This window comes from Hyphomicrobium sp. 802, from assembly GCF_000526135.1.
In the GTDB taxonomy this organism is placed as follows: Bacteria; Pseudomonadota; Alphaproteobacteria; order Rhizobiales; family Hyphomicrobiaceae; genus Hyphomicrobium_B.
Genome location: NZ_JAFM01000001.1, coordinates 1214252 through 1241176, shown reverse-complemented (window position 1 = coordinate 1241176; position 26925 = coordinate 1214252). Strand labels below are relative to the sequence as shown.

Below are 26925 nucleotides of genomic sequence, written 5' to 3'. Positions count from 1 at the left end.
TGCCAGATGCTCCCCGATGATGTATTCCGCGACCGCCTCGAAAAAACGCTCGTGGAAATTGAAACGTCCGTCGCTCGCATGCGCGACTACGCCGCCGTCGATGTAATCGCGACGACAGCTTATTGGCGTGTCGTCGTTCTGCCGATCGTGCCGGAAGCTTGTCCGTTTGAACTGCTGATAGCATCCAAGCAGACCTTTAGCCTCAAGCTCGCCGAAGAAGCATTCGAAGACCTGCCGGTCGAGCATTTCGAGCTTTTCCCGCACCTCGTCCGCTCCATCGAAGCGGGCCACGTCGAGAAAATCTCCAAGTTCGATGCCATGACCGACGAGCTGATCGCGATCGAGATGCGTGTGGCGCTCGGCCCCGGATGGGATTGGCGCGGCGAACGCCGGATTGCCAAAGCGCCGCCGGAAGAGGTCTGGCGAACGCATCGCTATCTCGCCTACCGGCGCTAGAACCCATCCATCGCGGCATAGCCTGGAATGCGTTTGATCGCGGTAATCTGACTGCCCGTCTTGGCAATGCGTAGCACCGCCTCGGGCAGCGTCTCGACCGACGTCTGCATATGCCAGGCGTTGGCGTGCACCATCATGATGCCGTCGATCATGATGCCGACGTGCCCCTTCCAGAATATCAGGTCACCGCGCATCAAGCCTTCGAGATCGTCGGCCACCAGCACGTTTTCGCCAAGCTCGGCCTGCTGCATGTCACTGTCGCGCGGTGCGGGAAAACCGGCGGCGGCAAGCGACGTCTGCACGAGGCCCGAACAATCGATGCCGATCCGCGTGCGGCCGCCCCAGAGATACGGCGTGCCGATAAAGCGCTCGGCGATTTCCACGAAGTCGCGCGCGAAACGATCGTTCGGTGCAGCGTGGCGTGCATAGACGAAGCCGCCGCTTTCAAGCTCCAGAAAGCCCTCGTCGCCGCCGCGCACGGCAATCGCGGCATTGAGCGGCAGATGCATGATCGGCGGCGTCTTGATGTCGGGTTGGGCGTAGAGAAACGTCCCCAGCGCCTGAATGTGATGCGTCGTGTGAAAGGTGCCGCGGCGGATGGCATCGCTCGGCACATAGCCGACATAGCCGTCCCGCGCGAGCTGCACCCAGCTCCATCCACCGCCGTCTTCGTAGATCGTCAGGCTCTCGCCGAACAGCGCTTCCGTCTCGAAGCCACGGGCGGGATCGGGAAATTTGCGCAACGGCACCGTCGCGCGGATGACGAAACCCGGCTCTCCGGTGACATAGCGTTCCGCGCGCACGACACCTTCGAGCGACTGCGCCGCGAGATCCGAGCGGAATGCGTTCCGTCTCGGATCGAGCGAGCTCGCCGGTCGCTGAGAAACGTCAGCCGTCACGACGTCAACTCTCGCCGCAAGTGTTCCATCACGGCCCTCGCCGTTTGTGGCTCACCGCCCTTCGGCCCGAGAGGACGTGCGGCGGGACGCCAGCCATAGAGATCGAAATGCGCGAAACGGCGCGCTTTGCTGACGAACCGTTTCAGAAACAGCGCCGCAGTAATGGCACCGGCAAATGGCGATTCCCAGACATTGTTGATGTCGGCAATGTCGCTGTCGAGATTGCGTAGGTAACCCTCCCAAAGAGGCATAGCCCATAGCGGATCGCCGATTGACGCTGCAAGCGGCGGCAGAGTCTGCGCCAGATCATTATCGTTCGTGAAGAACGCCGGCAGGTCCGGCCCCAGAGCCGACCGCGCTGCGCCGGTCAGCGTTGCGAAAACGAAGATGCAGTCGGGCTCGTCGGCATCGGCAAGCGCCAGGGCATCGGCGAGCACCAGGCGCCCCTCCGCGTCCGTATTGCCGATTTCGACGCTAAGCCCCAGACGGCTCGCCAGAATGTCGCCCGGACGGAACGCATCGCCGCCTACGGAATTTTCCGCTGTCGGGATGATGACGCGCAGCCTGCAGTTGAGCCGCTGCCCCATGATCATGTGCGCGAGCGTCAGCGCCGTAGCCGCGCCGCCCATGTCTTTTTTCATCAGCAGCATGGCGCTCGCGGGCTTGATGTCGAGACCGCCGGTATCGAAGCTGATCCCCTTGCCGACAAGCGTAATTTTCGGCGCCCCGACCGGCCCCCAGCTCATGTCGATGAGACGCGGCGGCCGCGGGCTCGCACGTCCGACCGCATGAATGAGCGGGAAGTTCTTCGCCAACAGGTCGTCGCCGACGACGACGGAGATGTCGGCCCCATGACGGTCGGCCAGAACCCGCGCGACGGCCTCGAGATCGGCGGGCGCCATGTCGGACGCCGGCGTGTTGATCAGATCACGGCCGAGCCAGACGGCTTCAGCCGTGTTGATGATGCGCTCAGCGCCCTCCGCCGCCAGACGCAGCTTCGCGCGCGCCCCGTTCGGACCTTTGCTGCGGTAGCGCGAAAACGAATAGCTGCCGAGCGCCCACGCCAGGGCTGCAAGGTCGGGCTGCGACAGCTCCGATGCGATCCGATAGGTCCCGGCAGGCAACCCCGCACCGAGCAGCCCCGCGAGCAATTCCGACGGACCGCTCGGCTCGCCCTGCTGGCCGTTGCCCGTGCCGAACGCGACGGCTGAAACTTTCCCCTCGGCGTTGGGCAGAAGAACGGAGCGCTTGGCGCTCCCGGAAAAATTCTGAGCTGCGAGCCACGCCTGCTGCGCGGCATCGAGCGGCGACGGCTGAAGACTGTTCGACCCGATGAAGTGCACCGGTATGTCGCTCGCATCCGGCGCGCCAAGTGCAAAGGTCTCCGCTGCCGCCCAGGCTGTCGTCTCAACCATTCGTCTTCGTTCTCTCTTTTACCGTTGCACCAAGCTGACCAAGGTCGCGACCCGGCCGCAAACTGGCGGCCTCGACAGGCGCCCCCGGGCTGCAGTTCATTCGCGTTTTCTCCAGCTATCACAGGTCACTGGCAAGTCTTAAGCGTTTGTTGACCGATGCCCCAGAAACTGACGGCCTCACCTTGATTCGTCGCTGATGAGCGAATCACCCCAGGAGACCGTCATGACGCGTTTTGAGCGCCCCCGCTCGCAGACTTTGCCGCGCCTTCCGCGCCTCGGAACCTTCGCGTCGCTCACGGCATCGCTGCTCCTGGGTGCCTGCTCCGCCTCCACTGATCTGCTGCCAAGCATCGCCATGAAACCCAGTGATACGACGACCGGAGATACCACCCCCGGCACGCCGCAGACCGAGTTGCAGAAGGCAACGATCTACTGGGGCCAGCAATACGCCAAAAACCCGGCCGAACTGAAGCCCGCACTCAATTATGCGAAAGACCTGAAGGCGCTCGGCGAAAAGTCGAAAGCCTTGTCTGTTCTGCAGCAAGCCGCGCTCATTCACGGCAGCGATCAGGAGCTTGCCGGCGAATACGGCCGCCTGGCGCTCGAAATGGACCAGGTCGGCGTCGCCAACCAGATGCTGACGGTCGCCGACGATCCGGCGAAACCGGATTGGCGGGTCGTCTCGGCGCGCGGCACCGTGATGGCGAAGCAGGGCAAATATGCCGACGCCGTGCCGTTCTATGAGCGCGCGCTGACCCTTTCGCCGGACAACCCGACCGTCATGAACAATCTCGCCATGGCCTACGCCATGACCGGCGATCCGAAAAAGGCCGAGGGCATTCTGCGTCAGGCGCTTGTCGCTCCCGGCGCGACGCCGAAGGTTCGTGAAAACCTGGCTCTCGTGCTCGGCCTGCAGGGCCGCTATGATGAATCGAAGGCCATCGCATCCCGCGTACTCTCGACCGATACCGCCAGCGCCAACGCCAACTATCTGAAGCAGATGGTCCAGCTCCAACCGACGACGGCGATGCCCGACGCCAAAAGCTTCGCCAGCAATACCTACGTGAGCCCCTCCCAGCCGCGGATCGAAGTGCAGCGCGCCGCCGCCACGACGACGTCGTCGCTTCCCGTCAGCCAGAGCGTGTGGCAGACGACGACCGACCAAAGCCCGCCACTGGTGCGCTGAAGCCGCTGTCGGCTACCGCTCGACGTCATGACGCGCCGCCATGCCAAGCTCGCGCGTCTCATCAAATAGACAAAGACCAATCGCAAACCGGGCGTCTCTTCTCGCTGCTCCTCGCAAACGTGGAGCAGCGAAAAGCGCATCCTAATGCTGCTTCAGCGCCATATAGCTGATGACGGCCGGTCCCAGAATGACGACGAAAAGTACCGGCAGGAAAAACACGATCATCGGCACGGTGAGCTTCGGCGGCAGCGCGGCCGCCTTACGCTCGGCTTCCGACTGCCGGATTTCGCGGTTTTCCTTGGCCATCGTACGCAACGCCGTCCCGACGGGCGTGCCGTAACGCTCGGCCTGAGCGAGCGCTGTCGTCACCGCTTTCACGCCGGGCAACCCCGTCCGCTTCGCAAGATTGTCGTAGGCCTGCCGCCGGTCCTGAAGGTAGGAGAGTTCCGCCGTCGTCAGCGACATTTCTTCCGCAAGCTCGACCGACTGGCTGACGATCTCTTTGCCAACTTTCGCGAACCCTGCTTCGACCGACATGCCCGACTGCACGCAAATCAACAGCATGTCGAGCGCATCCGGCCACGCCTGCTTGATGGCCATCTGCCGCTTCTGCACGCGGTTGGTGATGAACATGTTCGGCACATAGAAGCCGAGAAAACCCGCCGCCAGCGCGATCAACAGATTAATCATCGGCGGATAGCCGCTGTCGTACAGCACGAAAAGATAAAAGAGCGCGAAAAAGAAAATCGCAATCGGCGCCGCAACGCGGAAGAACAGGAACGCGACAATGTTGGCCTGACCGCGCAGACCCGCTCGCTTGAGATTTTCGCGCAGCTCTTCGTTGTCGAACCGTTCCCGCAAATTGAACTTGTCGACAACCCGCTGCATAAAGCCTTTTGGCGTCGAGCGAAGCCGGCTCGCACCGCCCTGCTGGCGGTCTTTCGACGTCATTTCCGCAAGCCGCGCCGAGCGCATTTTGCTGCGCTCGATCGCCATTTCACGCATGCGCCGGTTCATCTGGTCCCGCTGCAGCATCGGCAACGCCACCGTCAAAACCGTCGCGAAGACGCAGATCGCCGCCAGCGCCGTCGCGATGAACTGCGGGTTCATGATTGTATCGATGAATGTCGTCATCTGCGCACGACCGTGCCTGCTCGCGTGAAAAGATCTAAAATTTGAAGTTGATCATCTTCCTCATGATCAAAACGCCGGTAAGCATCCACACCGCGCCGAACGCGACCATGAAATGCCCCATCGTCGTCGTGAACAGCGGCATGATGTAGTCGGGCGACGACAGATAGACCATCGTCATGACACCAGGCGGCAAAGATGCAAGCACGATGGCCGATGCCTTGGCTTCCGCCGACAGCGCCTTGACTTTCATCGCCAGCGACTGCCTTTCGCGCAACACGCTCGCCAGATTGGAGAGCGCTTCTGACAAGTTGCCGCCCGCCTGCTGCTGGATCGCAATGACGATCGTCAGAAAGCGCACTTCCGGAAGTGGAAGCCGGTCGCACATGCGCTCAAGCCCGTCCGCCAACCCAACGCCCATCTTTTGTTGATCGACGACTTCGAGAAACTCGCTGCCGAGCGGTTCCGGGCTCTCACGTGCGATGACCTGAAGACATTCGTTGAGCGGCAGGCCGGATTTGATGCCACGCACGATGACGTCGATAGCGTTTGCAAGCTGCCCCAGAAATTTGGCCTGCCGACGCGCGGTCATCTTGTTCAGAATCCACCGCGGCAGACCAAAACCGCCGACGAATGCCGCCACGATCGCCGCCGAAAACGGCAATTCGAGAATGAGAAGCGCGATAGACGCCAAAAGCACGCCGAGCAACGCACTCGCAACATAGAAATCGCGGGGCTTTCGCTTCGTACCGGCCCGCATCAAGCGCAGGCTCATCGTGATCTTCTTCTTGGCCTTCTCGCGGACTTCGATTTCCTTCAGCGTTTCAGCAACGGACTTTTTTCTGCTGCTCTGGATATCGGCAATGGCCGAGCTACCTTTGCGCGACGACCGTCCTCCCGCAACGACCTCGACACGCTTTCCCTTGCGATCGTCCGCAAAATACGGGTACGCCACCGCGAACACGATACCGGCGAAAGCCAGCGCGGCGAGCAGCGGCGCGAGAAACGTCGGCAGCCCAAGATCAGCCATTTTGATCTCCAAGCGGATTGCCGAGATCGTCCATGACTTCCGACCGCACGAGCGCCGCTGCGAGCTTTTCAGTCTCGTTGTAGTATTCTGCGCGCTCCCAGAACCGCGGACGAACGATGCCCGTCGAACGGTGTCGCCCGGTCAGCTTGCCGTGTGCGTCTTCGCCCGTGATTTCGTAGACGAGAATGTTCTGCAGCGTGATCGTTTCTTCTTCCATGCCGAGAACTTCAGTGATGTGCGTGATCTTGCGCGAGCCGTCCCGCAATCGCGAGGCCTGAATGATGACATCGACCGAACCGCAGATCATTTCGCGGATCGTCTTGATCGGCAGCGCGTAGCCACCCTGCATGATCATCGATTCAAGTCGGCTCAAGGCTTCGCGCGGACTGTTGGCGTGAAGGGTGCCCATCGAGCCGTCGTGGCCGGTATTCATGGCCTGAAGCAAGTCAAACGCTTCAGGTCCACGGACTTCGCCGACGATGATCCGCTCAGGCCGCATACGCAGACAGTTCTTGATGAGATCGCGCATCTTGATCTCGCCCTCGCCTTCGAGGTTCGGCGGGCGCGTTTCCAGCCGCACGACATGGGGCTGCTGCAGCTGAAGTTCGGCCGAGTCTTCGCACGTGATAATGCGCTCGTCGTGGTCGATCGAGCCGGTCAGACAGTTGAGCAGCGTCGTCTTGCCTGAGCCCGTACCGCCTGAGATGACGACGTTGCAGCGAACGCGTCCAATGATCTCCAGAATGGTTTTGCCTTCCGGCGTAATCGAACCGAACTTGACGAGCTGTTCGAGCTTCAACCGATCCTTTTTGAATTTTCGGATCGTGAGCGCTGGCCCATCGATCGCAAGCGGCGGCGCAATGACGTTGACGCGTGACCCATCCGGCAGACGCGCGTCGCAGATCGGGCTGGATTCATCGACACGCCGGCCGACCTGGCTGACGATGCGCTGACAGATATTCATCAACTGCTGATTGTCGGCAAAGCGGACGCCGGTCTTTTGCACCTTGCCGCCGACTTCGATGAAGGTCGTCGCGGCACCGTTCACCATGATATCGGCGATATCATCTCGCGCCAGAAGGGGCTCAAGCGGACCATAGCCGAGAACGTCGTTGCAGATGTCTTCGAGCAGCTCTTCCTGCTCCGAAATCGACATCACGACGTTCTTGATCTGAATGATCTCGCTGACGATATCGCGAATTTCTTCGCGCGCCGTCACGCTGTCGAGCTTCGATAGCTGCGTGAGATCGATGGTGTCGATCAGCGCGTTAAAGACTGTCGTCTTGACGTCATAGTACTCTTCGGAATGCCGCCGCTGCGGTTCCGGCGCGGGTTCCGGCTTTTTAGGCGGCGCGCTCGGTGGCGGCACCGCACTGCGCGCCGGAGCTGCCGCAGCCGGTCTAGCCTCGGTTGCAGCAGGTGCGGCCTGCGGTTCGGGAGGACGCGGCGTTACGCGTCGATCTGCCTGTGGCTCGTTTGAGCGCCTTCCGAACATGAACCTGAAATCCTCAACGCTTGAGCTTTAGCTTCTCCAAGATCGGCGCCAGGGCCGAAAGTGCCGAACTCTGTTTTTCGGCCTTCGTGTCTTTACGTCTCGTTAGCTTCATCGCCACATCGTGAAACTTTTCGACGGCTTTTGCCTTGGCGTTAAGCTCTTCCACCATCTGGCCGTTGTTGGCGGCCTGACTGAACGTCTCGCTGTCATAGTCGACGACGGCGAGAACCTTCAAATCGAGCGCCTGCTCGAATTCCTTGACGCTGATTTCCTGCCGCTTCGGCTGGTTTGCCATATTGAGGATCAGGTGCGGATGCTGGTCGTTCCGTCGCGAGGTCTTCATGAGATCGACGATATTCTTCGCGTTTCTCAGATTGGCGAGATCGGGCGCGGCTGTGATGACGATCTCGTCGGCCTGCAGCAACAGCCGCTTCGTCCACGGAGACCAGCCGTGCGGCAGGTCGATCGCGACGAACGGCACGTTCTGCCGCGCAACATCGATAACGGTCTCGCAAGCGTCAGCCGAAAAATCGAAGTCGCGGTCGAGGACGACGGGCGCCGCAAAAATCGACAGCCGTTCGGAGCACTTCGTCAGCAACCGGTCGAGCAGCTGATCGTCCAGACGCTCCGGCGCCGACAGAGCTTCGACGATGCCTTGAACGGGATCCTGATTAAAATCGAGCCCCGTCGTGCCGAACGCGAGGTCCATGTCGGCAATCGTGACGTCGGTTTCCAGCGCCTCCGACATCGTCCACGCCACGTTATGGCAGATGGTCGATGATCCGACGCCGCCCTTGGCGCCGATGAACGCAAAGACGTGCCCGACCGGGTCCGTCTCTGGGTTGTTGTAGAGATTGGAGATGCTCTCCATCAACTCGATGGGATCAGTCGGCGCGACCAGATATTCGGCGACGCCGCGCTTCAACAGCTCGCGATAGAGCATCACGTCGTTATGGCGACCGATAACGATCACCTTCGTTCCCGGATCGCAGCTTTCTGCGAGATGATCGAGCTCCGACAGCAGCTGACTGCCGCTGTGAGAACTATCAGCAATGATGAGATTGGGCGTCGGACTATCGGCATAGTGCGCAATCGCCGCCGCGATCCCGCCCATGTGGACGCTAACATGCGCCTTCGCCAGGCGCCGATCTTCCGCCGCATGCTGAACCGCATCAGCGACGTTCAGATCGTCGCAAAACGCTTGAATTGAAATGCGCGGGATCGGCCGGGCGCGATCGCTAGGATGGGCGGCCAACGCCTCATCGCTATCGAAGTAGGGCTCGTCGTCGGTAAGATGAGCAAGCTTGGACATGACGTCTCCGATCGATCACTGGCCGCTGGTGACACTCTGGACAGTCTGAGCCTCGGCGGCTGCGCCGACGGCTTCACCCTTCACGTATTTTTCGTACATGTCGTCGCGGCGGTTGGAATCGCGGCTCGTCATCGTACGCGGTCCGAGCAGATCGGCCGGATTGGCGACCATCACCGCCAAGTTGCGCTGCGCGGCACAGCCCATGTTCGGATAAGGCGTGTTCTGGTAAGTCCGTGCCAGGTTCTCAGACCAGTCCTGCCCGCAATTCGGCGCTTCCGCGACATAGCGCATATACGACAACCGCACCGGCGCATCGCGGCCATAAGCCGGGTACGCCTCGACCGCGATCGTCGTCTCCGAATAGCCTGTATCGATAAGAAGCTTGCGCGCTTCATCCGCGGCCTGCATCGAAGCGCTTTCGTTCGACGCGCCACTTGGTGCCGAGATAACGATGCGGCTGTTACCGGCATCGGACGCCCGGCTGCGGCTGGAGAATTCGAGCACCCGCGCCCGCTGCGCTGGCGTCAATCCATCGGCGTTCCGCGAGATATGCAGGCTGAGGGTCGCGGGCTGTTGCGAAACCAGGATCGGGTGGCGCTGCTCGGGATCGACGAGCGTCCAGCCCGCAACTTGCGGTCCCGTGACACCATCATGCTGACAGCCGCCCGCAACCATGGACAATAGGGCGATCATGACAATCCTGCCCATGTCGGTCCGCAATCTCTTCGGGCCGCCGGCACTCGTGCTTTTCATCTGCATGACGCGTCTTGCCCCAATTATTCGACGATAAAGCCGTAGTCACCTTTGAGACCGCCGGACGGCATAGCTTCGCTCTTGCCGTAGATCCGGTTCAGATGACCCAGAAAGTCTGCCTTGAGATCGGTCGCCGGCGCCAAACCATCCGCAGGCGTTGCAAGCTGCTGACGCGAGACCGGCTGCACGACATAGGGCGTCACGATCACGACCAGTTCCGATTCCTGGTTCTGGAAGTCGCGGCTGCGAAATAGCGTACCGAGAATCGGGATGTCTTTTGCACCCGGCAGCCCGTCGATGTTCTGCTGCGTCTTGGTGCTGATGAGACCGGCAAGCGCCAAGGAGCCGCCCGACGGCAACTCGACGACCGTCTTGGCCTGGCGCGTATCGAACACTGGGTTGTTGGCGATGAACTGCGAGATATCGCTGACGCTGGTATCGATCTTGAGACTGATGCGACCTTCGGAAAGAACGACCGGCGTGAAGCTCAACTGCACACCGAACTTCTTGAAAGCCACCGAGCTAACGCCCGACTGCGTGTCGATGCCCGTGACGTAAGGAACCTCACCGCCCGCCAGGAACTCAGCCGGCTCGCCCGAGATCGCTGTCAGGTTGGGCTCGGCCAGCGTACGGATCAGACCGTCGCGTTCGAGCGCGCGGATCGCAGTCTGGACTGCGTTGTTTCCACTTCCGAATTGCGAAGTAATGCCGCTGTTCTGAAACGATCCTCCGGTGCCCGTATTGATCGTGCAAAGTGCGCCGACCGTACAGCCAGAGCTTGCCGCCGTTCCGATGCCGACCGAAGGCAAGGCGCCAAGGCCCTGCGCCACCGTGATCGGGAACGAGTTTTCCGTTAGAAGCTGCGTCGCGAAGCTGCCGGACTGCACCATGGCGCCGACGTTGACACCCATCTGCTTAAGCAGGGTGCGTTGAACTTCCGCGACCGTGACCTTGAGCATCACCTGCTCTTCGGCCTCAACCGTCAGCATGTTGATGACGGATTCCTTGATCTGGTTCGTCTGTCCTTCAGCCAGCGAAACACCCTCCTTGGTATTCGCGGAAAAGGTGCGTAATTGCTGCGAGATGAACTGTCCGGCGATATCGCCCGCACGCGTCGAGTCGATCGGGCTCTTGACGGAGCCCGTCAGGATCACGGTCTGGTTCAACATTTCGACCTTGATCCGCGCCCCCGTAATGATGCGGTTCAGAAGCGATTCCAGTCCCGCAGTCTCGCGCGCAACGTAAAGCTCCATCGTCGCGAATTGATTGCCGGACGTATCGAAGAAGAAGGCGTTGGCCTCGCCCATATCTTTTGCGAGCAGGAAAACGCGGTTCGAACTCAGCACCACGGCATCGACAACAGCCGGGTTGGAAACCATCACGTCGCGAACCGGCCGCGGGAACTCCAAGAGAACCGACTTGCCCATCCCGATCTTTATGCTCTTGCGGATTGGACCCCCGGTATCCTGGATACGGATAAACGACTGGTGATCCGCCCCCGAAACATCGTCGTCGTAAGACTGGTCGCCGCCCCGTTGCGCCTGCGCAGATGCGGGCGATAAATTCGCGCACAACATCCCGACGCCGACAAGCAGCGCGACGGCGCGCACCGCGGCGCGCCACGAAAATTCTAGAGTAATGCGCATGAGGTCTTACCTTATGACGACCACTGACTTTTGATGACTCAGTTCACGCCATACACACGCGACTTCGCGCCGTAACGTACGATACGCACGGAATTCTCTTTCGGCCGGCGGAGGCCTGCACCCGATCCCGTCGGATCCGAATTCAGATCGGCGACGCTGCGCAGCGAGAGGGTGATGTCCCCCATCGTATTTGCGAGCGCCATCATTTCGGACTGATGTGGCGTCAGCTCGAGCGTTGCCGTGCTCGCCGAGCTTTCGGCGACCATCTTGCCTTCTTTAGTCTGGATCTGCTGACCGATCGCGAGCACCCGAACGTTGCGAAACAGCGTATCGGCGACGCTCTGATCATCGTTGTTGCGACCTCGCACGCGCCGGATCAGGATGACATCGACGTGATCGTTCGGCAGGATCAAGCTGCCTGCCGCGGTTTCCGCGCGGATCTTCGTCGATATGGCGCGCATGCCTTGCGGAAGAATAGCGGCGAGCACGCCACCGTCGCCGGGCTTGATCAGCTTTTGCTTCGTAATCGGCTCACCCGCGAGGATCGGCGCTCGCGCGACCGATCCGGCAAGCCGCTTCAAGATGTCAGCTCCAACCGTTTTTTGGTTCAGATAGTCGGGCGACACAGCGCTTTTCGGCCACGTCATCCAGCGGAAGCTGCCTTCGTTGACGATCTCGCCAACGGGAATATTCCTGCCGGCAACGAGCACCTTTGTGCTGTCGACATGCTTCTCGACGGTAATGGGAGCGGGCGGCTGCAGAAGAGCGCCCGCGACATAATAAGCTAGCCCCGCGGCAACGAGTGCCACTGAAAAGCCGATAAGCTGAGCCCGCTTCATACGCCCCGCAAGTCCCTTCGCGATCGAACGTGATTCCTTCGCCCTGATGATGGCCCGACAATCGTCAATTTGAAGTTAACCGCCGTCTCGAACTGGGGCGCGGAGGTAATTCGTTGTAGAGCCAGTTATCGAAGCGTAAACGGGGTTGCGCCGCGCGTTGCTCTGACTCCGATGCGCTTACGACATCAGCGTCAGGAAAAGATCCGTACTCGGGAACACAGCAAGCGCGCCTGCCGCGATCGCGATACCATAAGGGACCGGACCCTTTTCTGTGTGCAGCCGATGCGCCCAACCGGGAAGCGCAAGGGCAGTCGCCGGGACCCATCGGCGATAAGCCAGGATGGCGAGGCACAGCGCGCCGCCAAAGATCGTCGTCAACAGCAAATAGTCGATGATGTGCGCCGCGCCGATCCAAAGCGCACCGGCCGCGATCAATTTGGCATCACCGCCGCCGAGCAGATTGAACGCAAAAAGGCTGAACGTCACTGCAAGGACAGCAAATCCGACCGCCAAATTCATGCCGAACACGTCAAGCGGCATGCGGGTCAGAAGCGCAATGACGACAAATCCGGAAACCAGCGCCATCGGAATGCGATTAGGGATTTTCATCGTGAGAAGGTCGTTCGCCGCTGCAAACGCCATCGCCACCGGAAAAACCATCAGAACAAAAGATGCCATCGAACTCATACGCCAAGACCCGGTTATAGACCGCCAATGGCGAGAAGCCTGCCCGAACAGGGTAAAAGTCGACCTAATATGCCGATGCTGCGGAAGTTTTATTGGCCGTTTGCGTTGAGCTGCGTGCCAATGTTGTTGAACGTGCTTTGAAGAGAGCCGGAAATCTGCGTCAGAGCAGCCGCCATGCAGATACTGATAATGCTGGCGATCAACGCATATTCGATAGCAGTCGCTCCGCTCTCATCAGCGATGAACCTGAGGGCTTTGTTTCGAAGCATAACCGATCCCATTTTCAGTTGCCTCCAGCCGAGTCTTTCCGAAAGCATCGCGCTGATTTCTTAAGATCAGGTGCTGGAAGCCCGGAGCAGATTGTTTCAACCGTCTTCACCAATGCCCATAAAATATGCGCTCGGAGCGATCCCCCGAGCGCATATCGAAACGCTTCGCTTTAGCGCAGCAATTAGTTGGTGTTGGCGCTGTTGAGCTGATCGGCGACGCCCGTGAACGTCGTCTGCAGAGCGCCACGAACCTGGCTCAGAGCGGCAATGATGCCGACAGCGACGATGGCTGCGATAAGGCCATATTCGATAGCCGTTGCGCCCGACTCGTCCTTCACGAAACGCGAAAACATGTTCATTCGTACTCTCCCAAACCAATCTTCAAGTAGTTGTCCGATCCATGTCCCATTGGGTCTCCGCCCAAACTGGGAACTTTCGGAAACATAGTCCTGAAAAATTAAAACCGAGTAAAATAGGCGAATTTCGCCATAAATCTCCATTAATACACGATTATCCAAGTTAAACTCGACAGAACACAAGAAATAAAATCACGAAATCCACCCGAATAACCCGTTACTAATTCGAAAATTGGCGCCATAAAACGCCAATGGCACAAGTATTTATGAGTTAATACATGATTTATCGCATAATATACTAAAAGAACAAGAAGAAGGAATTCTGCCAGTTCCGCGCCGCGTCGAGGCCGCTGCGTCGGTGCATCTGGCAAGCCAGCGCCCTAACTCCAACAAGCACTGCCGGGTCTCGAGAGTCGATACGAACAAATTTATCGACTTGCAGAGCTTCGCTTTTGTGGGGCCGACCGTGTCTCATCCAGGCTTAGGCCGCTCTGAGACGGGCGTTTGCACATCCTTCACCAATTTCTGGGGTAATGGCGCAATTCGTCATGAACCCGGATTCCGTCGTATGCTGACAAACCCCAGAACAACCGCCGTCTCCTCCCAAGTGAGGAGCATTGTGCTGGGCATCGGCATCTCTCTTCTGTTTGCGATGCCGGCGACGGCCGCCGATCTGATCGTCCGCTATGATCAATCGCAGTTGCTTCGACTGCCGCGCCCCGCTTCCGAAATCATCGTCGGCAATCCGTCGATCGCGGACGTCGCTTTGCAGGACGGCAACCTGCTAGTCGTGACGGGTAAGACCTTCGGCATCACCAACATCATTGCGCTCGACACCGACCATAATATTATCCAGGACCAGCGCGTGATGGTCGAGCGCGACGACAACCGTATCGTCAATCTCCATAAAGGAAGCGAGCGCTTTACATATGCGTGCACGCCGAACTGCGAACCGACACTGACGATTGGCGATGAAAAGGACTTCTTCAAAGAAGTGGAGTCCGCAAACTCGTCGAAGATCAAATTCTCGTCCGGCACGTCGGACCAAGGCAACAGCGCCAACAACGCGCAATAGCGAACGGAAGCGGCACCTCGGCAACGCCTTCTTAACCGATAAAGAAAGAACACCTTTCGATAAATGCCGTCTTAATCTTCCGCAGTTTAGCTCTTCGCAAAACATGATCGCGACGCGGAGCTCCAACCCATGGCAGGCCTGGCAACGGCCAGACGACGGCTGTCTTTGAGATTTGCGAGCCTACGCCGCTTTAGTCTCGACGACCGGGGCGCAACCGCAGTCGAATTCGCCATCCTCCTTACGCCGTTCCTGATGTTCGTCTTCGCCCTGATCGGCTGCGCACTTTACTTCTTTGTTTCCAATACCCTCGAACGCGGCATGGATCAGACGAGCCGGCTGATCCGCACTGGCGAAGCCGTCACCGACAAGATGACCGTCGCCCAATTCAAGCAGACAATCTGCGATAGCGCCGGCGGTTGGATCAAATGCGACAAGCTGCAGGTCTGGGCCCAAAGCTGGACCGACTGGAGTGCCATTGGAACCACCAATCCGACGGACGACACTGGTTTCAACTCCAACGGAATACATCGCTGCGTCGATGCAAACAACACGGCGAGCGTGAACAATCGTAATCCGGGCGATCTCATCGCCACCTATACCGGTGGCGCCAGCAACGTCGTGGTCGTGACGACCTGCTACCAATGGGAATACGCATCAAAAATTCCGTTCCTCCATTTGGGCAACATGCAGGACGGAACGATGATGATCCAGTCGTCTACGGCATTCCGGACTGAGCCGTTTCCGGGAACGGGCAGCTGACATGCACAAGCTTTGGACATCCTCGCTGTCGGCAAAATTTCGCGTCTTTCGCACCGACGACGCGGGCGTCGCCGCGATCGAATTCGCTTTGCTCGTCCCACTGCTCCTGATGATGACGTTCGGCACGATCGAGCTGTCACGCGCCCTGATGATCCATAAGCGCTTTCAGCGTGCGACGGCGATGGTGGGCGACCTCGTCACGCGCGAAAAGCAGCTTTGGCCGGAAGACGAAGCCGACGCGAGCGTAACGACAACGGATGCCAAGAATACTCTTGCAGGCATCATGCAGTCCGTCGCGCACGCGATGGAACCCTACAGCATCACGCCGCTGTCGCTTCGTGTCTACCAAGTTTGGGCCAAACTCGATGACCCAACGCAAACGAAAATCGAATGGTCTTACCAGTATCCCACCGGCGTGACGTCGGGATGCGGAGATTCTAAGATCGTCGATCAAGGCGTGCTGGTCGGCAATGGACGCGCCGTCTTCATCGAGGCCACATACACATACACGCCCATCCTCTCGAACCTGCTTCCGAGTGTCATTCGGCAGTCCACATGGTCAGATACGATGGTCATGACGCCCCGCGATGTGCCCTCTGTCATGTTTCTGCCGGGCCTGAACAACAACAATACGTGGGATAATCCCTCGAAAGCTGCTTGCCAGTAACGTCTTCCAGCCCGTTTTGCGGCAAATAACAAAATTTTGTTCAGCGCTGGCCCATGCTCGTATTTGCAATATAATCAGCATGCTGATTTTATAAAACCCTGACACAGCATGTCTTTGCGGATCGCCAAAACATTCTATTCCATTGGGAAATAAACATAATTTCCCCGAAAGAAATTCACCTCTAGGATTTCAAACTCCGAGTTCTATATTTCCTTGTGCTGTTATAAACGTGAGTTAAAGTCGAGCTTACGAAAATGTAAACACTGTTTGGGGATCGTAGGAAACCTATGGGACGGAGATCCGTTCACTCGCCGGAAGAATTGAGACAGCTTATTCTTGACGCGTCTCAGACCATTGTAGAACGCAATGGAATTACAGGTCTTTCGGCTCGCGAAATTGCGCGAATGATTGGTTATTCGCCAGGCACGCTCTATAACATCTTCGAGAACCTCGACGATGTTTTGCTGACTCTCCAGGTTCAACTGATGGGCCGCACGGTCGAGCACCTGAAACGTGTGCCCCTCGGACAAGACGGTGAAAAAAACATCGAAGACTTGTCTTACGCCTACGTCGACTTCGCGCTGGTCAATCGGCGGATGTGGAACCTATTCCTGGCCCACAATCTCCCGGCAGGAAAAACAGTCCCGGCGCCCTTCCATGACTATACAAACAGCCTTGTTGAAGTCGTCAAAGGCGCGCTTGCCCAGGTCGCACCAAACCTGTCGACCGAAGATCTCGATACGACGGCGCGCTCTTTCTTGGCCGGCCTGAATGGCATCACGGCCTTCGCCGCCACCGAGAAGGGCGTCTACATCACTCCGGCAACGGCCCAGACTTACGCCAAGGATCTCACCTCGACGTTCCTCAAGGGCTTGCGCTGCCGCTCGGCGCACCAGTAACGGCGGCCGGGACCACGGCCGGAGCTGAAACCGCTGCAGGCGTCTGCGACGCGGGAAGAGGCGTAGCTGCCTCCCCTGCGCCGCCCTGAGCCTGCAGTGCCCCCGAATGATCTGCCGCCGCGCCCGTGCCACTCGCTGGCTGAGAGGTGGCCGGCTGGGCGGCGATTGATCCCGTCGTCATCCCTTCGCCCGCCTCCGGCTTGCGAGACGCAAAATGCGGCCCCTCGATAACGCCGAACCATTTGCCTGTCGGCAGCAACCGCTGCTCAAGGCCCGACCACATGTCGTGCGAACTGAGCCCATGAACGAACGTGCTCGTCTGCGGCGATAGCATGATCGCGAGCGCCGTCGCTGCCGCCATCCCCGCCGACGCATAGAGATGCCGGCGATCGAACAGCTTCAGCGCCGTCCCGAACGAAGACTTGATGCGGGTATCCATGACGTCGACCGAGTAGATCTCATCGAGCGTCAGATGCGTAATGTAGCCCACGAACATGAACGCCGCAGCCAGCCACGACACGCCCTCCGGCTTTCCCAGAAGATGGCGAAACACGATCGCCGTCGCCACCGCACAGAAAACAGCAGCCAAGATCGAGTGCCATATACCGCGATGAACGGCCATGCGATGGAAGATCGTATGCAGCCCGTACCGCACAAGCAGCAACGTCCCGAGCCAAAGCAGCCAAAGCTCCGCAATCGAATAATGTGTCGCGGCGTTAAACAGGACCGCGAAGGATGCAAAAATAGCGAGCCCGGCGAACATCGCGCGGCTTGGCCGCGAGTCCTTGAGGTCGATATCCGGCAACACCGATCCGAGCGCACCGGCCAATGTCACCGCCACGAGGTTTTGCGGCGCCACGACGTCGGCTGCGAGCGTCAGCGTGGCCAGCGCGCCGGAAACGACGGTGCCGATCGCAATGTGTGTCGTGAAATTCGCCATTGGGGTGCTCCAGCCCGCTCGCAGCCGAAATACCGGGCTGAGAGATTCGGCAGTCGATACTGCGACTATTGGAGCATCAGATTCTCGTCTTCCCGACGAGATGCCCGGCCGGCCCGCATGTGGATAAGCCGCCGCAGCCTTCATTCTTATACCGCTCGGGCGACGAGCCCGGCTCTGCGGTAGCGCCCACCGATGGAATGTGCGACTAGGTCACGACATCAGCGAAACCAATGCTCACATGTTTACGAACAGCACCCCGACCAGCAAAAAAATCACGAAAGTTGCAGCCGCAAACATAGTCGTGGCTCTGGCGGTCATATGTCTGAAGTACGCCGCTTACGTCGTCTCCGGCTCCGTCGCGTTGTACTCAGACGCACTCGAAAGCATTGTCAACGTCATAACGGCGGTAGCCGCCTACGTCGCCATCTGGATGAGCGCGAAGCCGCCGGACTCGGACCATCCGTTCGGCCATTCCAAGGCTGAATTTCTTGCCGCGATGTTCGAAGGCGCGATGATTGCCGTCGCAGCCGTGCTGATCATGATCAAGGCTTACAACGGTCTCGTTGAAGGCGTGACGCTCAACCATTCCGTTTTGGGTCTTTCGATCAACAGCATCGCAACGGTCATCAACACGCTTTGGGCTTGGGCGATGATCAAATGGGGCACGCAATGGCGCTCTCCCGCGCTTGTTGCCGACGGCCATCATCTCTTCACCGACGTCATCACATCGGTCGGTGTAGTCATTGCGCTCATCCTGGCGCTGATGACGGGCTGGTACATTCTCGATCCGCTGATTGCGGCCGTGGTCGCGGTCAACATTCTGATGATGGGCTATCGCATCGCGACTGAATCGATGTCCCGCCTCATGGACGAAGCCGCGAGCCCTGAAATCGAGGCGCGTATTCGCGGCGCCATCGAAGCGAACGGCATCGGAGCGCTTCAGGCCCACGACATTCGCACCCGCCAGGCAGGACGAGCCTTGTTCATCGAGTTCCATCTCGTTGTGCCGGGCTCGATGACCGTCGATGACGCGCATGCGATCTGCGACCGGCTTGAAAATTCCATCGAGAAAAGCATCGAAGGCTCGGAAGTGGTGATCCACGTCGAGCCGGAATACAAAGCAAAACCGGAAGATTCCGGCGCGGTACCGCTTTAGATCTTTTTCGTCATTCTCGATCGAGCATCAGCGAAGATCGGGAATCCAGCCGTTAAACCACCCGGTCGCCCCAGAGGTCGTATTTGTCGGCCTCAATGATGTTCGCCTTGACGATATCGCCGGGCTTTACATCGCCATCACCGTTGAGAAACACGTTGCCGTCGATCTCCGGCGCATCCCACTTCGAGCGGCCAATAGCGCCGTCCTCGTCAACCTCGTCGATGATGACGTCGATCGTCGTGCCGACTTTGCCGCGAAGCAATTCGCCGCTGACCTCTTTCTGCGCTTCCATGAAGCGATGCCAGCGCTCTTCCTTCACTTCTTCCGGAACCGCGCCTTCAATCTCGTTCGCCTGAGCGCCTTCAACCGCTTCATACTTGAAACATCCGGCGCGGTTGATCTTCGCTTCCTTCAGCCAATCGAGCAGAAACGCGAAATCGTCTTCGGTCTCACCGGGAAAGCCGACGATGAACGTCGAGCGGATCGCAAGATCCGGACAAACGTCGCGCCAGCGCCGAATTCTCTCTGCCGTCTTCTCCTGCGAGGCCGGACGCCGCATCTTCTTCAAGACAGCCGGAGACGCATGCTGAAACGGAATGTCGAGGTAAGGCAAAATCTTGCCCTCGGCCATCAGCGGAATGACGTCATCGACGTGCGGATAAGGATAGACGTAGTGCATCCGAACCCACGCACCGAGATCGCCCAGCGCACGCGACAGGTCGAGGAAGCGCGCCTTGAGCTGACCGCCCTTCCACGCACTCTCTTGATATTTAAGATCGAGGCCGTACGCGCTGGTGTCCTGGCTGATGACGAGCAGCTCTTTCACGCCCGCATTCACCAGCCGCTCCGCTTCCGTCATCACGTGGTTCGCGGGGCGGCTCGCAAGATCGCCGCGCAACGATGGAATGATACAGAACGTGCAGCGATTGTTGCAGCCTTCCGAAATCTTCAGATACGCGTAGTGGCGCGGCGTCAGCCGCAAACCTTCCGGCGGCACGAGATCGACATAAGGATCGTGCAGCGGAGGCACCGCGTCGTGAACGGCTTCGACGACCTGCTCGTATTGATGCGGCCCCGTTACCGCCAGCACGCCCGGATGCGCCTCGCGAATGCGCCCTTCTTCGACGCCGAAGCACCCTGTCACGATCACCCGGCCATTGCCGTTCATCGCTTCGCCGATAGCGTCGAGGCTCTCCTGCTTGGCGGAATCCAGAAAACCGCAGGTATTGACGACGACAACGTCGGCGCCGGAATACTCGCGCGCGATCGCATAGCCTTCCGAACGCAGCTTGGTAATAATGCGCTCGCTATCGACCAGCGCCTTCGGACAACCGAGCGACACGAAGCCGACCTTGGGCGTGCGCGCTTGCTCAGCCGTCGCGCCATGCGCCAGCCGCCGCACCTTCGCACTTGCCTTCGCCTTGATCTTTAGAGAGGGTCTCGCCATCTTCGGGCTTCTAGCCTCGGGACTTCCGAAGCGCAATCGCGACACTGTGGCAACCAGTTGAAGATACCCCCGTGACCGATCTCAAGACCGCTGAAACGCCTCAAAAATCCGACGCCCCGAAGACCAATCCTCGGGCCGCTGCAAGGGCTTGGCTCGAAGCCGGACGCCCCGTCGCCATTGCGACTGTCATCGACACCTGGGGATCGGCCCCCGTCCGCGCCGGCGGACAAATGGTTATCGCCGGCGAAGATGAGTTCCAGGGCTCGGTGTCGGGCGGGTGCGTCGAAGCCGACGTCATCGCCGCCGGAATGGACGTTATCGAGAGCGGCAAACCCGACACGCTGAGCTTCGGGATCGCCGACGAGACAGCCTGGCGCGCAGGCCTGGCATGTGGAGGTAAGATCCGCGTCCACGTCAGCAAGCTCGATCCGAAAACCGATCTCGACTTTCTGAAAAAACTCGACAGTGCCGCCGCCGCCCGCGAGCCCGTCGTCGTGATGACGCGCCTCGCCGACGGCGCGAGGCAAATCTATGACGGCACAAGCACAACTGATCCCGCCATCGCCGAAGCCATCCGCCGAGCCCATAGCGGCGTCGACAAAAGCGGTGAAACGTTTCTCCATGCCCTGACACCGCCGCCGCGCATCGTCATCGTCGGCGCGACCCACATCGGCCAACACTTGGCGACGATGGCGACCGCCTCCGGCTACGACGTGAAGGTGATCGACCCGCGCACGGCATTCGCGAACGCAACACGGTTCGACCCATCGCAGCTCATCGCGGGCTGGCCGGAGGATTGTTTTAGAAAGCTCACCGCCGATCCGTTTTCCGCCGTCGTCACGCTCACTCACGTCGACCACATCGACGACGAAGCCCTGTCCATCGCCTTGAAATCGCCGTGCCGCTACATCGGCGCGCTCGGCTCGCGCAGAACGCACGCCAAACGCGTCGACCGCCTGAAGGCCGCTGGCTTCACCGATGCCGACATCGCGCGCATCCACGCTCCCGTCGGCCTCAACATCGAAGCCGAAACGCCGGGCGAAATCGCAACCTCGATCCTGGCACAGATCATCTCAGCGTTCCGCAAAGCACCTGACGCGTGACCGTCTCGGCTGTCATCCTAGCCGCCGGACGCTCATCCCGCTTCGAAGATGGCCATAAGCTGTTGGTCGAAATCGACGGCATTCCCGTTGTCCGCCACGTTTGCCGGGCGCTGGCAGCATCCGATGTTGCCGACATCGTGCTGGTGACATCGGAAGCAAATGGCGCCGTGGAAAAGGCCGCCGGAACAGGGCGCTGGCGCGTGGCCGAAAATCCCGACGCTCGCGATGGCCTCTCGACGTCGCTACGCACCGGCCTGAAAAACATCTCGCAAAACACTGACGGCCTGCTCGTTGCGCTGGCCGACATGCCCGCCATTTCGACGGAGCTGGTGAATGCGCTTGTTTCGGCGTTCCGATCCAACCGGGCCGCGATCGTCTTTCCCGTCGCGAGCGACGGCCGCCGGGGGCACCCGATCCTCTGGCCCAAATCGCTCTTTCCAGAACTCATGACCGTCACGGGCGATAGCGGCGGCAGGGCGATCCTCACCTCACATCAAGCACTTTGGCGACCCTTGCCGTGCGACGACGAAGGGGCCTTTGCCGACATCGACACCCGAGCCGACCTTGAGGCTTTCAAAGCCCGCGATCAGGCGATGCGCCGCAAGTGATTGTCGAACGCGATGTCCTGTAGCGCGCGCTCTGAAATCGTGCTCGCCTGCGCCGTCTCGTAGCGAATGATGCCGAAGCCCGACGACGCCGCGAAATCCCGCGCGCCTTCCGCCGCAAGCCCGCAAACGTCCTTCAGATCGCTACGCCCGATGACGGTCGCCGTCGTGGTATCGACGTAAAGCACATGCCCGGCCTTCGGCGCACTCGCCGCAATGAAGCGTCCGTCGTTGCTCACTGCCATTGCGCCGATATAGCCCTTGAGATCATCTCCGCCTTTGCCTTGCGGTTCGAGCAGCTTGAATGGCCGATCGAGCCCAGCGCTGCCGACGATCTGCGGCGGCGTCTCGCTCGGGCTGCCTTCCCATTGGCCGCCGAACCAGACGATGCCGTTCGCATCCTGCGTCACATGCCGGATCGACAGCGACTGCACGTCGCCCGTCATCTCATGTTTCGATAAAAGCTTGCCGCTTTCCACATCGACGAACGTCAACGACGGCTGCATCGAATCGACGTTGAGATTTTCGCGCCCCGCCTCGGGTGTCGTATCGAGACCGCCATTCCCGCACGCGATCGTCTTACCGTCAGCCAGCAGCATGATCTCGTGCGGCCCCATGCCGAACGTCGAGTGCTCGCCGATCTTCTTGAAGCTGCGGACTACATCATAAATGCCGATCACGCCCATGCCGGTCGCAATGTCGTTCTCTGATGCATAAAGCAATCGCCCGTCCTGCGAGAACGAGCCATGCCCGAAGTAGTGGCGGCCTTCGCCCGGCGTAAATACATGCGGTGGCGTCGCGTTGTTGAGTTCGAAAGAAACCGCGAACGCGCCGGGTCGCCGAGCAAACACCACGACGCGCCCCGACGTCTGGTCGATAGCAATGTCGTGTCCACGCGCCGACAACGGCACTTCGCGCAAGATCGCGCCATCAGCGCTGAGCAGCAGAATGCCGAACGAACCGTCAGCAAGGCGCGCTGCCGTAACGTAAGCCGCGCTTGTTCCCGCTGCCGCGAATTCCGGTCGAAGTGCCGTCGCGCCGACGAACGCCAGCGTGCCGAGCAGCATCTGCCTGCGATCAATCGCCATCGAGTTCATTGAAACCTACCGTCAGTTTGGCCGCGACCGACAACCTGTTCGCGACCATGTTGCGCAATCCATTCGTGCGATCGAACACTTCCCGAAGCGTCGGAGTATCCTCTCGCTTCGCGTGGGGCATATGCCCGCCGACGCCGTCGCTAGATTCGAGCGTGCGCCATGTCCCCACTACCCAATCCTTCATCCAGAGACGATCGGGCGGCAACCAGCTTTCAAGATTGAGAACATCGTAAAGCTGATGCAGCGACGCGACGCTCGTCGCGTAATAAGCCTTCTGCAATCCCGATTTGTCGTAGGGCGGCGTTAGCCGAACCTTGGCGTCGATCTGCGGCTTCACCTGCAGATCGGCCGTCAAACCCAGACCGACGATCAACGCCTTGACGACTTCGACGGCCGCCTCGCTATCGCTTTTATACGTGTCGTTCGCGGGGCCTGGATGCAGCATCTTATCGGCCCAGCCGTTTGGCTTCTCCCAGCCCTCGGCCACTTCCGTCGCGAGGCTTGCGACATTGGCAGCAATCGCATGCGCCACAAGGCACCGGTAACGCGCGGCATCACCCGGCCCCAGTGGCACATTCTTATCGTGCATCAGCGTTTCGAGTGCCGGAAGCCCCTGCACAGCCGCGCTCTGTTTGCGAATGGCGCCCGGCTGCGCAATCGTTTCATCCTTGTTCAAAAGCAACAGCCGCATCTGCCGGGCAACGAACCCGCGCGGATCGGGCCAGAATGAAATCTGCTCGCGCCGCCCCTTTTCGAGCATCGGCCCGAAGCGCAGGAAATCGACACCTGCATAGGCGATAACGGCCTTGTCGAAGCGCTCTTGGAGCGCTTTTTCGGCTTCCGGCGAGCCCGTCTTGCAAACATCTTCGACGGCTTCCGGCAACGGCGCCGTCGCAGCCTTCAGCGCATCGATGTGCGGGATGATGTATTGTTCAATTGCAGCCTTCACCATGCCCGCATGGCTCAGCGGTTCAGGAGGCAGATCGGCGCTGACCGCCTCCGTCGCAAATGCCAAAAACGCCAGCACCGCGATCATGACTTTTCGTACCATCATAGCCCATTCACATAATCGACCAGTCGCTTCTTGTCGTCGACCATCAAGGCCTCAAAAAGATTACGGCTGTGTTCCGCTTCTCCACCGTGCCGCTCGATCGCGTCTTCAACCGTTGCAGCCGAACCGTCGTGAAGATAGCGCCGGTCTTCGGGCCGCAAACGGCCATTGATTAACGGCGCCGTCCGCCATTCGAACGATTTCACGCCCGGCTCTCCGACATGGTCATCGAGCCCTGGACCCATATCGTGAAGCAAAAGATCAGTGAAGGCCGGAATTTGCCGCCCGTCCCGCGCCGTGAGCGCCGGAACATGGCATGCCGCACATCCCGTCGAAGTAAATAGCGCCAAAGCCTCAGTCACGGGCCGGGCGCGAAGCGATTTCAGATAACTTGCGACGACACCGATCATCGGCGACGAAAGCTCGCGCCCCTCGAACGCCGGACTTTCGCCGTTCGGGGCGGCCAGACAGGCCGTCTCAGCCGTCGTGCAGTCGCCATACGGCAACGGGAACAGCGGGCTCGACAGCCCGATATCGAACGCGAACGCATGCGCGATCTGCTCGTCGATCGAAACGTGCGCCGCTTTCCAGCCATAACGGCCGACGCCGTGCGGCGTGACGTTGGCGCGGCCTTTGACGGGCCCACCGCTCTTCGCGTTGGCGGCGGCGCGCTTTACGATCTCTTCGTCCGACACGTCGTCGAACGCGGCCTTGCCGAACAACTGCGGAGCAAGACGAACGCCCGCATGCACGCCCTCCCCCAGCGGCGGCCCATTCAGGTTGTAACTAAGGTGCGGTAGAAATCGTGCGCTGCCCTCGGATTTCAATCCGGGGATCGCGTTGGTTTGCAGTTCAAGACCATAATAAGAATCTGTGGCGCCGTCGGCGGTGCCGAAGCGAACGACTGCGCCAGCGATGTCCGGTTTGCCATCATCGCGCACGACCACATGCGCACCGTCCGCGCGGGCATGACAGCCCGTGCATGACCGCGACACAAACAGCGGCCCAAGACCATCCGTTCCGTTCGTCGAAGACGGCGCCGGAATCCACTGCCGGTCGAACAGCGCTTTGCCGACGGCAGCATCGAGCGGATCGGCGCAACCGGCATCAGGCAGCAACATTCCGGCGAACAATGCCAGCACCGACAGGGCCTGCAACCGCCGCGTCATACGACCTCGATGTACCCCATCATGCCCGTCTCTTGATGTTCGAGGATATGGCAATGGAACATCCATTTTCCCGGAAGGCCCGCAACCAATCCGACCTGGATGCGCTCGTTCGGGATCAGCAGCACCGTATCGCAACGGAAGCGCGGAAGCTTCCGTTTACTTGAATTCAACACTTCAAATGTGTGGCCATGGATATGGATCGGATGCGACCGCGGCGTCGTATTATCGAGTTCGAATATATAGCTTTGCCCAGATTTCAGCACCGCAAGCGGCGGCCCGAGATCGCGATGATCCTGCCCTGGCCACGCGCGCTTGTTGATCGCCCAGAACGTCCGCTTCGTCAGACAGAGCGGCCCAAGCTCGATGCCGGGACCGGCGCCGATATCCGCGATGGACTGTCCTGTCGGCGTCGCTGAAAACTCGAATGGAACGATTTGCGCGTTCGCTTCGTCGAGTTTCGGAAACGGCATCACCTTGAGCGGCGTCGGCTCGAACGCGTCCGAGCGTTTCGGCGGGCCTTCCGATTTGAACTCGGCAAGCACGAACGGTTCTTTCGCGAAGTAATCATAGAGTTTGATCGACCCGCCGGGCGCTGCCGTACGCAACAGAATATCGACGCGCATCGCCGTGCCGAGACGCCACGATTCGAACGTCATCGGCGGCAGACCGTTGCCATCGATGGCGATGATCGCAGCTTCCGCGTCCTCAAATCCGATCTCGGAAATGCGCATCGGATCGAGGTTGTAAAACCGGATACGAACATTCGCCGACGATGGGACCGTGATCACCGGCGACGTCGCACCATTGACGGACCGGATCGTTCCGGGCGTCCCGCCTTTGGCTGCACCCTCGTCCGTCGAGAACGGAAGAAATTTGCCGTCGGGTCCGATGCGCCAGTCTTTGGCAAGCAGCACGTATTCCGCATCCGCCGGCTCTATCTCGTCACCTTCGACGATCAGTGCGCCAACCAATCCGCGCCCGAAGTGCTCCACCGAATTGCAGTGCGTGTGAAAGAAGAACGAGCCCGTGTCGGGCGGCACGAATGCATACCGTCCCTCGCCGCCCGGCGGTATCGGCTGCTGTGTCAGATACGGAACGCCATCTTCCGCGTTCGGAATTCGAAGCCCGTGCCAATGGATCGAGGCGACCTCGCCGTTGCGCGGCAGATGGTTTCGGAAAACCGTATCGAGCCGCTCGCCGAGCTTAACCCGCACGATCGGAAACGTCGGGCCGGCTTCAAACGTCCAGAGCGGCAGCGTCTTGCCGCCGAAACATGGTAATGCCGTCGGCCGCTCTGCGAGATCGAGCGCAAGCGACTTAACGCCGTGCGCGATCGGCTTGGCGATGACTTCTTTTGCCTGAACCTTACGCCCGGGGGCGACAAACCCCACCCCCGCGCTAGCGGTGAAGGCTGCGGCTCCGAGCATGAGGTCGCGACGCGTTACCATGCGTGCACCCTTTCAGCTCGCAGCCGCTGCGCTTT

General features: G+C 59.9%; 27 protein-coding genes. 9 read left to right on the top strand and 18 right to left on the bottom strand.

Annotated elements, in window-relative coordinates; genetic code table 11:
* The first annotated feature begins 6 nt into the window (after positions 1–6).
* Entirely contained in the window at positions 7–456 is a 450-nt protein-coding gene (locus tag HYP802_RS0106190) for a hypothetical protein (RefSeq protein WP_013946267.1), read from the top strand.
* On the opposite strand, the gene HYP802_RS0106185 is transcribed toward HYP802_RS0106190, so the two are convergent.
* Positions 453–1355 (bottom strand): C40 family peptidase, encoded by a 903-nt coding sequence (locus HYP802_RS0106185; RefSeq protein WP_013946266.1) that lies wholly within the window; start codon positions 1353–1355, stop codon positions 453–455. The two genes, HYP802_RS0106190 and HYP802_RS0106185, sit on opposite strands and share 4 nt — an antisense overlap.
* Positions 1352–2770, bottom strand: coding sequence for a leucyl aminopeptidase family protein (locus tag HYP802_RS0106180; RefSeq protein ID WP_024275361.1), 1419 nt, complete (start codon positions 2768–2770; stop codon positions 1352–1354). The genes HYP802_RS0106185 and HYP802_RS0106180 overlap by 4 nt, the downstream gene beginning before the upstream one ends.
* A 223-nt stretch (positions 2771–2993) precedes the next feature.
* Here HYP802_RS0106180 and HYP802_RS0106175 point away from each other — a divergent pair, with 223 nt between their 5' ends.
* A complete protein-coding gene (locus tag HYP802_RS0106175) occupies positions 2994–3956 on the top strand; it encodes a tetratricopeptide repeat protein (protein WP_024275360.1) in 963 nt (320 codons plus the stop codon).
* Between the two features lie 141 nt (positions 3957–4097).
* On the opposite strand, the gene HYP802_RS0106170 is transcribed toward HYP802_RS0106175, so the two are convergent.
* From HYP802_RS0106170 to HYP802_RS0106125, 10 genes are all read right to left on the bottom strand, one after another.
* Complete coding sequence (locus tag HYP802_RS0106170) at positions 4098–5090, bottom strand: type II secretion system F family protein (protein ID WP_024275359.1); 993 nt, start codon at positions 5088–5090, stop codon at positions 4098–4100.
* A 34-nt stretch (positions 5091–5124) separates the two neighbouring features.
* The gene (locus tag HYP802_RS0106165; RefSeq protein ID WP_013946262.1) at positions 5125–6117 is read right to left on the bottom strand and encodes a type II secretion system F family protein; all 993 of its coding nucleotides are present in this window, start codon (positions 6115–6117) and stop codon (positions 5125–5127) included.
* Entirely contained in the window at positions 6110–7612 is a 1503-nt protein-coding gene (locus tag HYP802_RS0106160) for a CpaF family protein (RefSeq protein WP_024275358.1), read from the bottom strand. The genes HYP802_RS0106165 and HYP802_RS0106160 overlap by 8 nt, the downstream gene beginning before the upstream one ends.
* Positions 7613–7625: 13 nt before the next feature.
* Entirely contained in the window at positions 7626–8924 is a 1299-nt protein-coding gene (locus HYP802_RS0106155) for a hypothetical protein (protein WP_024275357.1), read from the bottom strand.
* Positions 8925–8939: 15 nt separating this feature from the next.
* Positions 8940–9677: a CpaD family pilus assembly protein gene (locus HYP802_RS0106150; RefSeq protein WP_245261467.1), complete on the bottom strand. Its 738-nt coding sequence runs from the start codon at positions 9675–9677 to the stop codon at positions 8940–8942.
* Between the two features lie 23 nt (positions 9678–9700).
* Positions 9701–11323 carry a type II and III secretion system protein family protein gene (locus HYP802_RS0106145; RefSeq protein ID WP_024275355.1) on the bottom strand — a complete coding sequence of 541 codons (1623 nt, stop codon included), beginning with the start codon at positions 11321–11323 and terminating at the stop codon, positions 9701–9703.
* Positions 11324–11361: 38 nt separating this feature from the next.
* Positions 11362–12162, bottom strand: a complete 801-nt coding sequence (cpaB, locus tag HYP802_RS0106140; RefSeq protein ID WP_024275354.1) for a Flp pilus assembly protein CpaB — start codon at positions 12160–12162, stop codon at positions 11362–11364.
* Positions 12163–12339: 177 nt separating this feature from the next.
* Entirely contained in the window at positions 12340–12849 is a 510-nt protein-coding gene (locus HYP802_RS0106135) for a prepilin peptidase (protein WP_024275353.1), read from the bottom strand.
* Positions 12850–12938: 89 nt separating this feature from the next.
* Positions 12939–13130, bottom strand: coding sequence for a Flp family type IVb pilin (locus tag HYP802_RS0106130; RefSeq protein WP_013946255.1), 192 nt, complete (start codon positions 13128–13130; stop codon positions 12939–12941).
* Positions 13131–13300: 170 nt separating this feature from the next.
* Positions 13301–13477: a Flp family type IVb pilin gene (locus tag HYP802_RS0106125; RefSeq protein ID WP_024275351.1), complete on the bottom strand. Its 177-nt coding sequence runs from the start codon at positions 13475–13477 to the stop codon at positions 13301–13303.
* A 616-nt stretch (positions 13478–14093) separates the two neighbouring features.
* Here HYP802_RS0106125 and HYP802_RS22130 point away from each other — a divergent pair.
* The 4 genes from HYP802_RS22130 (at position 14094) to HYP802_RS0106105 (ending at position 16874) form a co-directional block, all read left to right on the top strand.
* Positions 14094–14549, top strand: a complete 456-nt coding sequence (locus HYP802_RS22130) for a pilus assembly protein N-terminal domain-containing protein (RefSeq protein WP_024275350.1) — start codon at positions 14094–14096, stop codon at positions 14547–14549.
* A 129-nt stretch (positions 14550–14678) separates the two neighbouring features.
* Complete coding sequence (locus HYP802_RS0106115; RefSeq protein ID WP_013946252.1) at positions 14679–15308, top strand: TadE/TadG family type IV pilus assembly protein; 630 nt, start codon at positions 14679–14681, stop codon at positions 15306–15308.
* Position 15309: 1 nt separating this feature from the next.
* Positions 15310–15975 carry a TadE/TadG family type IV pilus assembly protein gene (locus HYP802_RS0106110; RefSeq protein WP_013946251.1) on the top strand — a complete coding sequence of 222 codons (666 nt, stop codon included), beginning with the start codon at positions 15310–15312 and terminating at the stop codon, positions 15973–15975.
* A 287-nt stretch (positions 15976–16262) separates the two neighbouring features.
* On the top strand, positions 16263–16874 hold the full coding sequence (locus HYP802_RS0106105; protein ID WP_013946250.1) for a TetR/AcrR family transcriptional regulator: 612 nt from the start codon (positions 16263–16265) through the stop codon (positions 16872–16874).
* Here HYP802_RS0106105 and HYP802_RS0106100 read toward each other — a convergent pair.
* Entirely contained in the window at positions 16840–17814 is a 975-nt protein-coding gene (locus tag HYP802_RS0106100) for a metal-dependent hydrolase (protein WP_024275349.1), read from the bottom strand. The genes HYP802_RS0106105 and HYP802_RS0106100 overlap by 35 nt on opposite strands.
* 238 nt (positions 17815–18052) lie before the next feature.
* Here HYP802_RS0106100 and HYP802_RS0106095 point away from each other — a divergent pair, with 238 nt between their 5' ends.
* Positions 18053–18970, top strand: coding sequence for a cation diffusion facilitator family transporter (locus tag HYP802_RS0106095; protein ID WP_013946248.1), 918 nt, complete (start codon positions 18053–18055; stop codon positions 18968–18970).
* Between the two features lie 52 nt (positions 18971–19022).
* Here the strand turns inward: HYP802_RS0106095 and rimO are convergent, their stop codons facing one another.
* Complete coding sequence (gene rimO, locus HYP802_RS0106090; protein ID WP_024275348.1) at positions 19023–20417, bottom strand: 30S ribosomal protein S12 methylthiotransferase RimO; 1395 nt, start codon at positions 20415–20417, stop codon at positions 19023–19025.
* Between the two features lie 71 nt (positions 20418–20488).
* Between rimO and HYP802_RS0106085 the strand changes: the two genes are divergently transcribed.
* Positions 20489–21520: an XdhC family protein gene (locus HYP802_RS0106085; RefSeq protein WP_024275347.1), complete on the top strand. Its 1032-nt coding sequence runs from the start codon at positions 20489–20491 to the stop codon at positions 21518–21520.
* Positions 21517–22128 carry a nucleotidyltransferase family protein gene (locus HYP802_RS0106080; RefSeq protein WP_024275346.1) on the top strand — a complete coding sequence of 204 codons (612 nt, stop codon included), beginning with the start codon at positions 21517–21519 and terminating at the stop codon, positions 22126–22128. Before HYP802_RS0106085 ends, HYP802_RS0106080 begins: the two co-directional genes overlap by 4 nt.
* Here the strand turns inward: HYP802_RS0106080 and HYP802_RS0106075 are convergent.
* From HYP802_RS0106075 to HYP802_RS0106060, 4 genes are read right to left on the bottom strand one after another with little or no spacing between them, the layout of a single operon-like run.
* Positions 22107–23222, bottom strand: a complete 1116-nt coding sequence (locus HYP802_RS0106075; RefSeq protein WP_024275345.1) for a DUF1513 domain-containing protein — start codon at positions 23220–23222, stop codon at positions 22107–22109. The two genes, HYP802_RS0106080 and HYP802_RS0106075, sit on opposite strands and share 22 nt — an antisense overlap.
* Positions 23203–24276 carry an imelysin family protein gene (locus tag HYP802_RS0106070; protein WP_024275344.1) on the bottom strand — a complete coding sequence of 358 codons (1074 nt, stop codon included), beginning with the start codon at positions 24274–24276 and terminating at the stop codon, positions 23203–23205. The genes HYP802_RS0106075 and HYP802_RS0106070 overlap by 20 nt, the downstream gene beginning before the upstream one ends.
* Positions 24273–25442 (bottom strand): di-heme oxidoredictase family protein, encoded by a 1170-nt coding sequence (locus HYP802_RS0106065; protein WP_024275343.1) that lies wholly within the window; start codon positions 25440–25442, stop codon positions 24273–24275. Before HYP802_RS0106065 ends, HYP802_RS0106070 begins: the two co-directional genes overlap by 4 nt.
* Positions 25439–26890, bottom strand: a complete 1452-nt coding sequence (locus HYP802_RS0106060; RefSeq protein ID WP_013946241.1) for a multicopper oxidase family protein — start codon at positions 26888–26890, stop codon at positions 25439–25441. Before HYP802_RS0106060 ends, HYP802_RS0106065 begins: the two co-directional genes overlap by 4 nt.
* Positions 26891–26925: the final 35 nt, after the last annotated feature.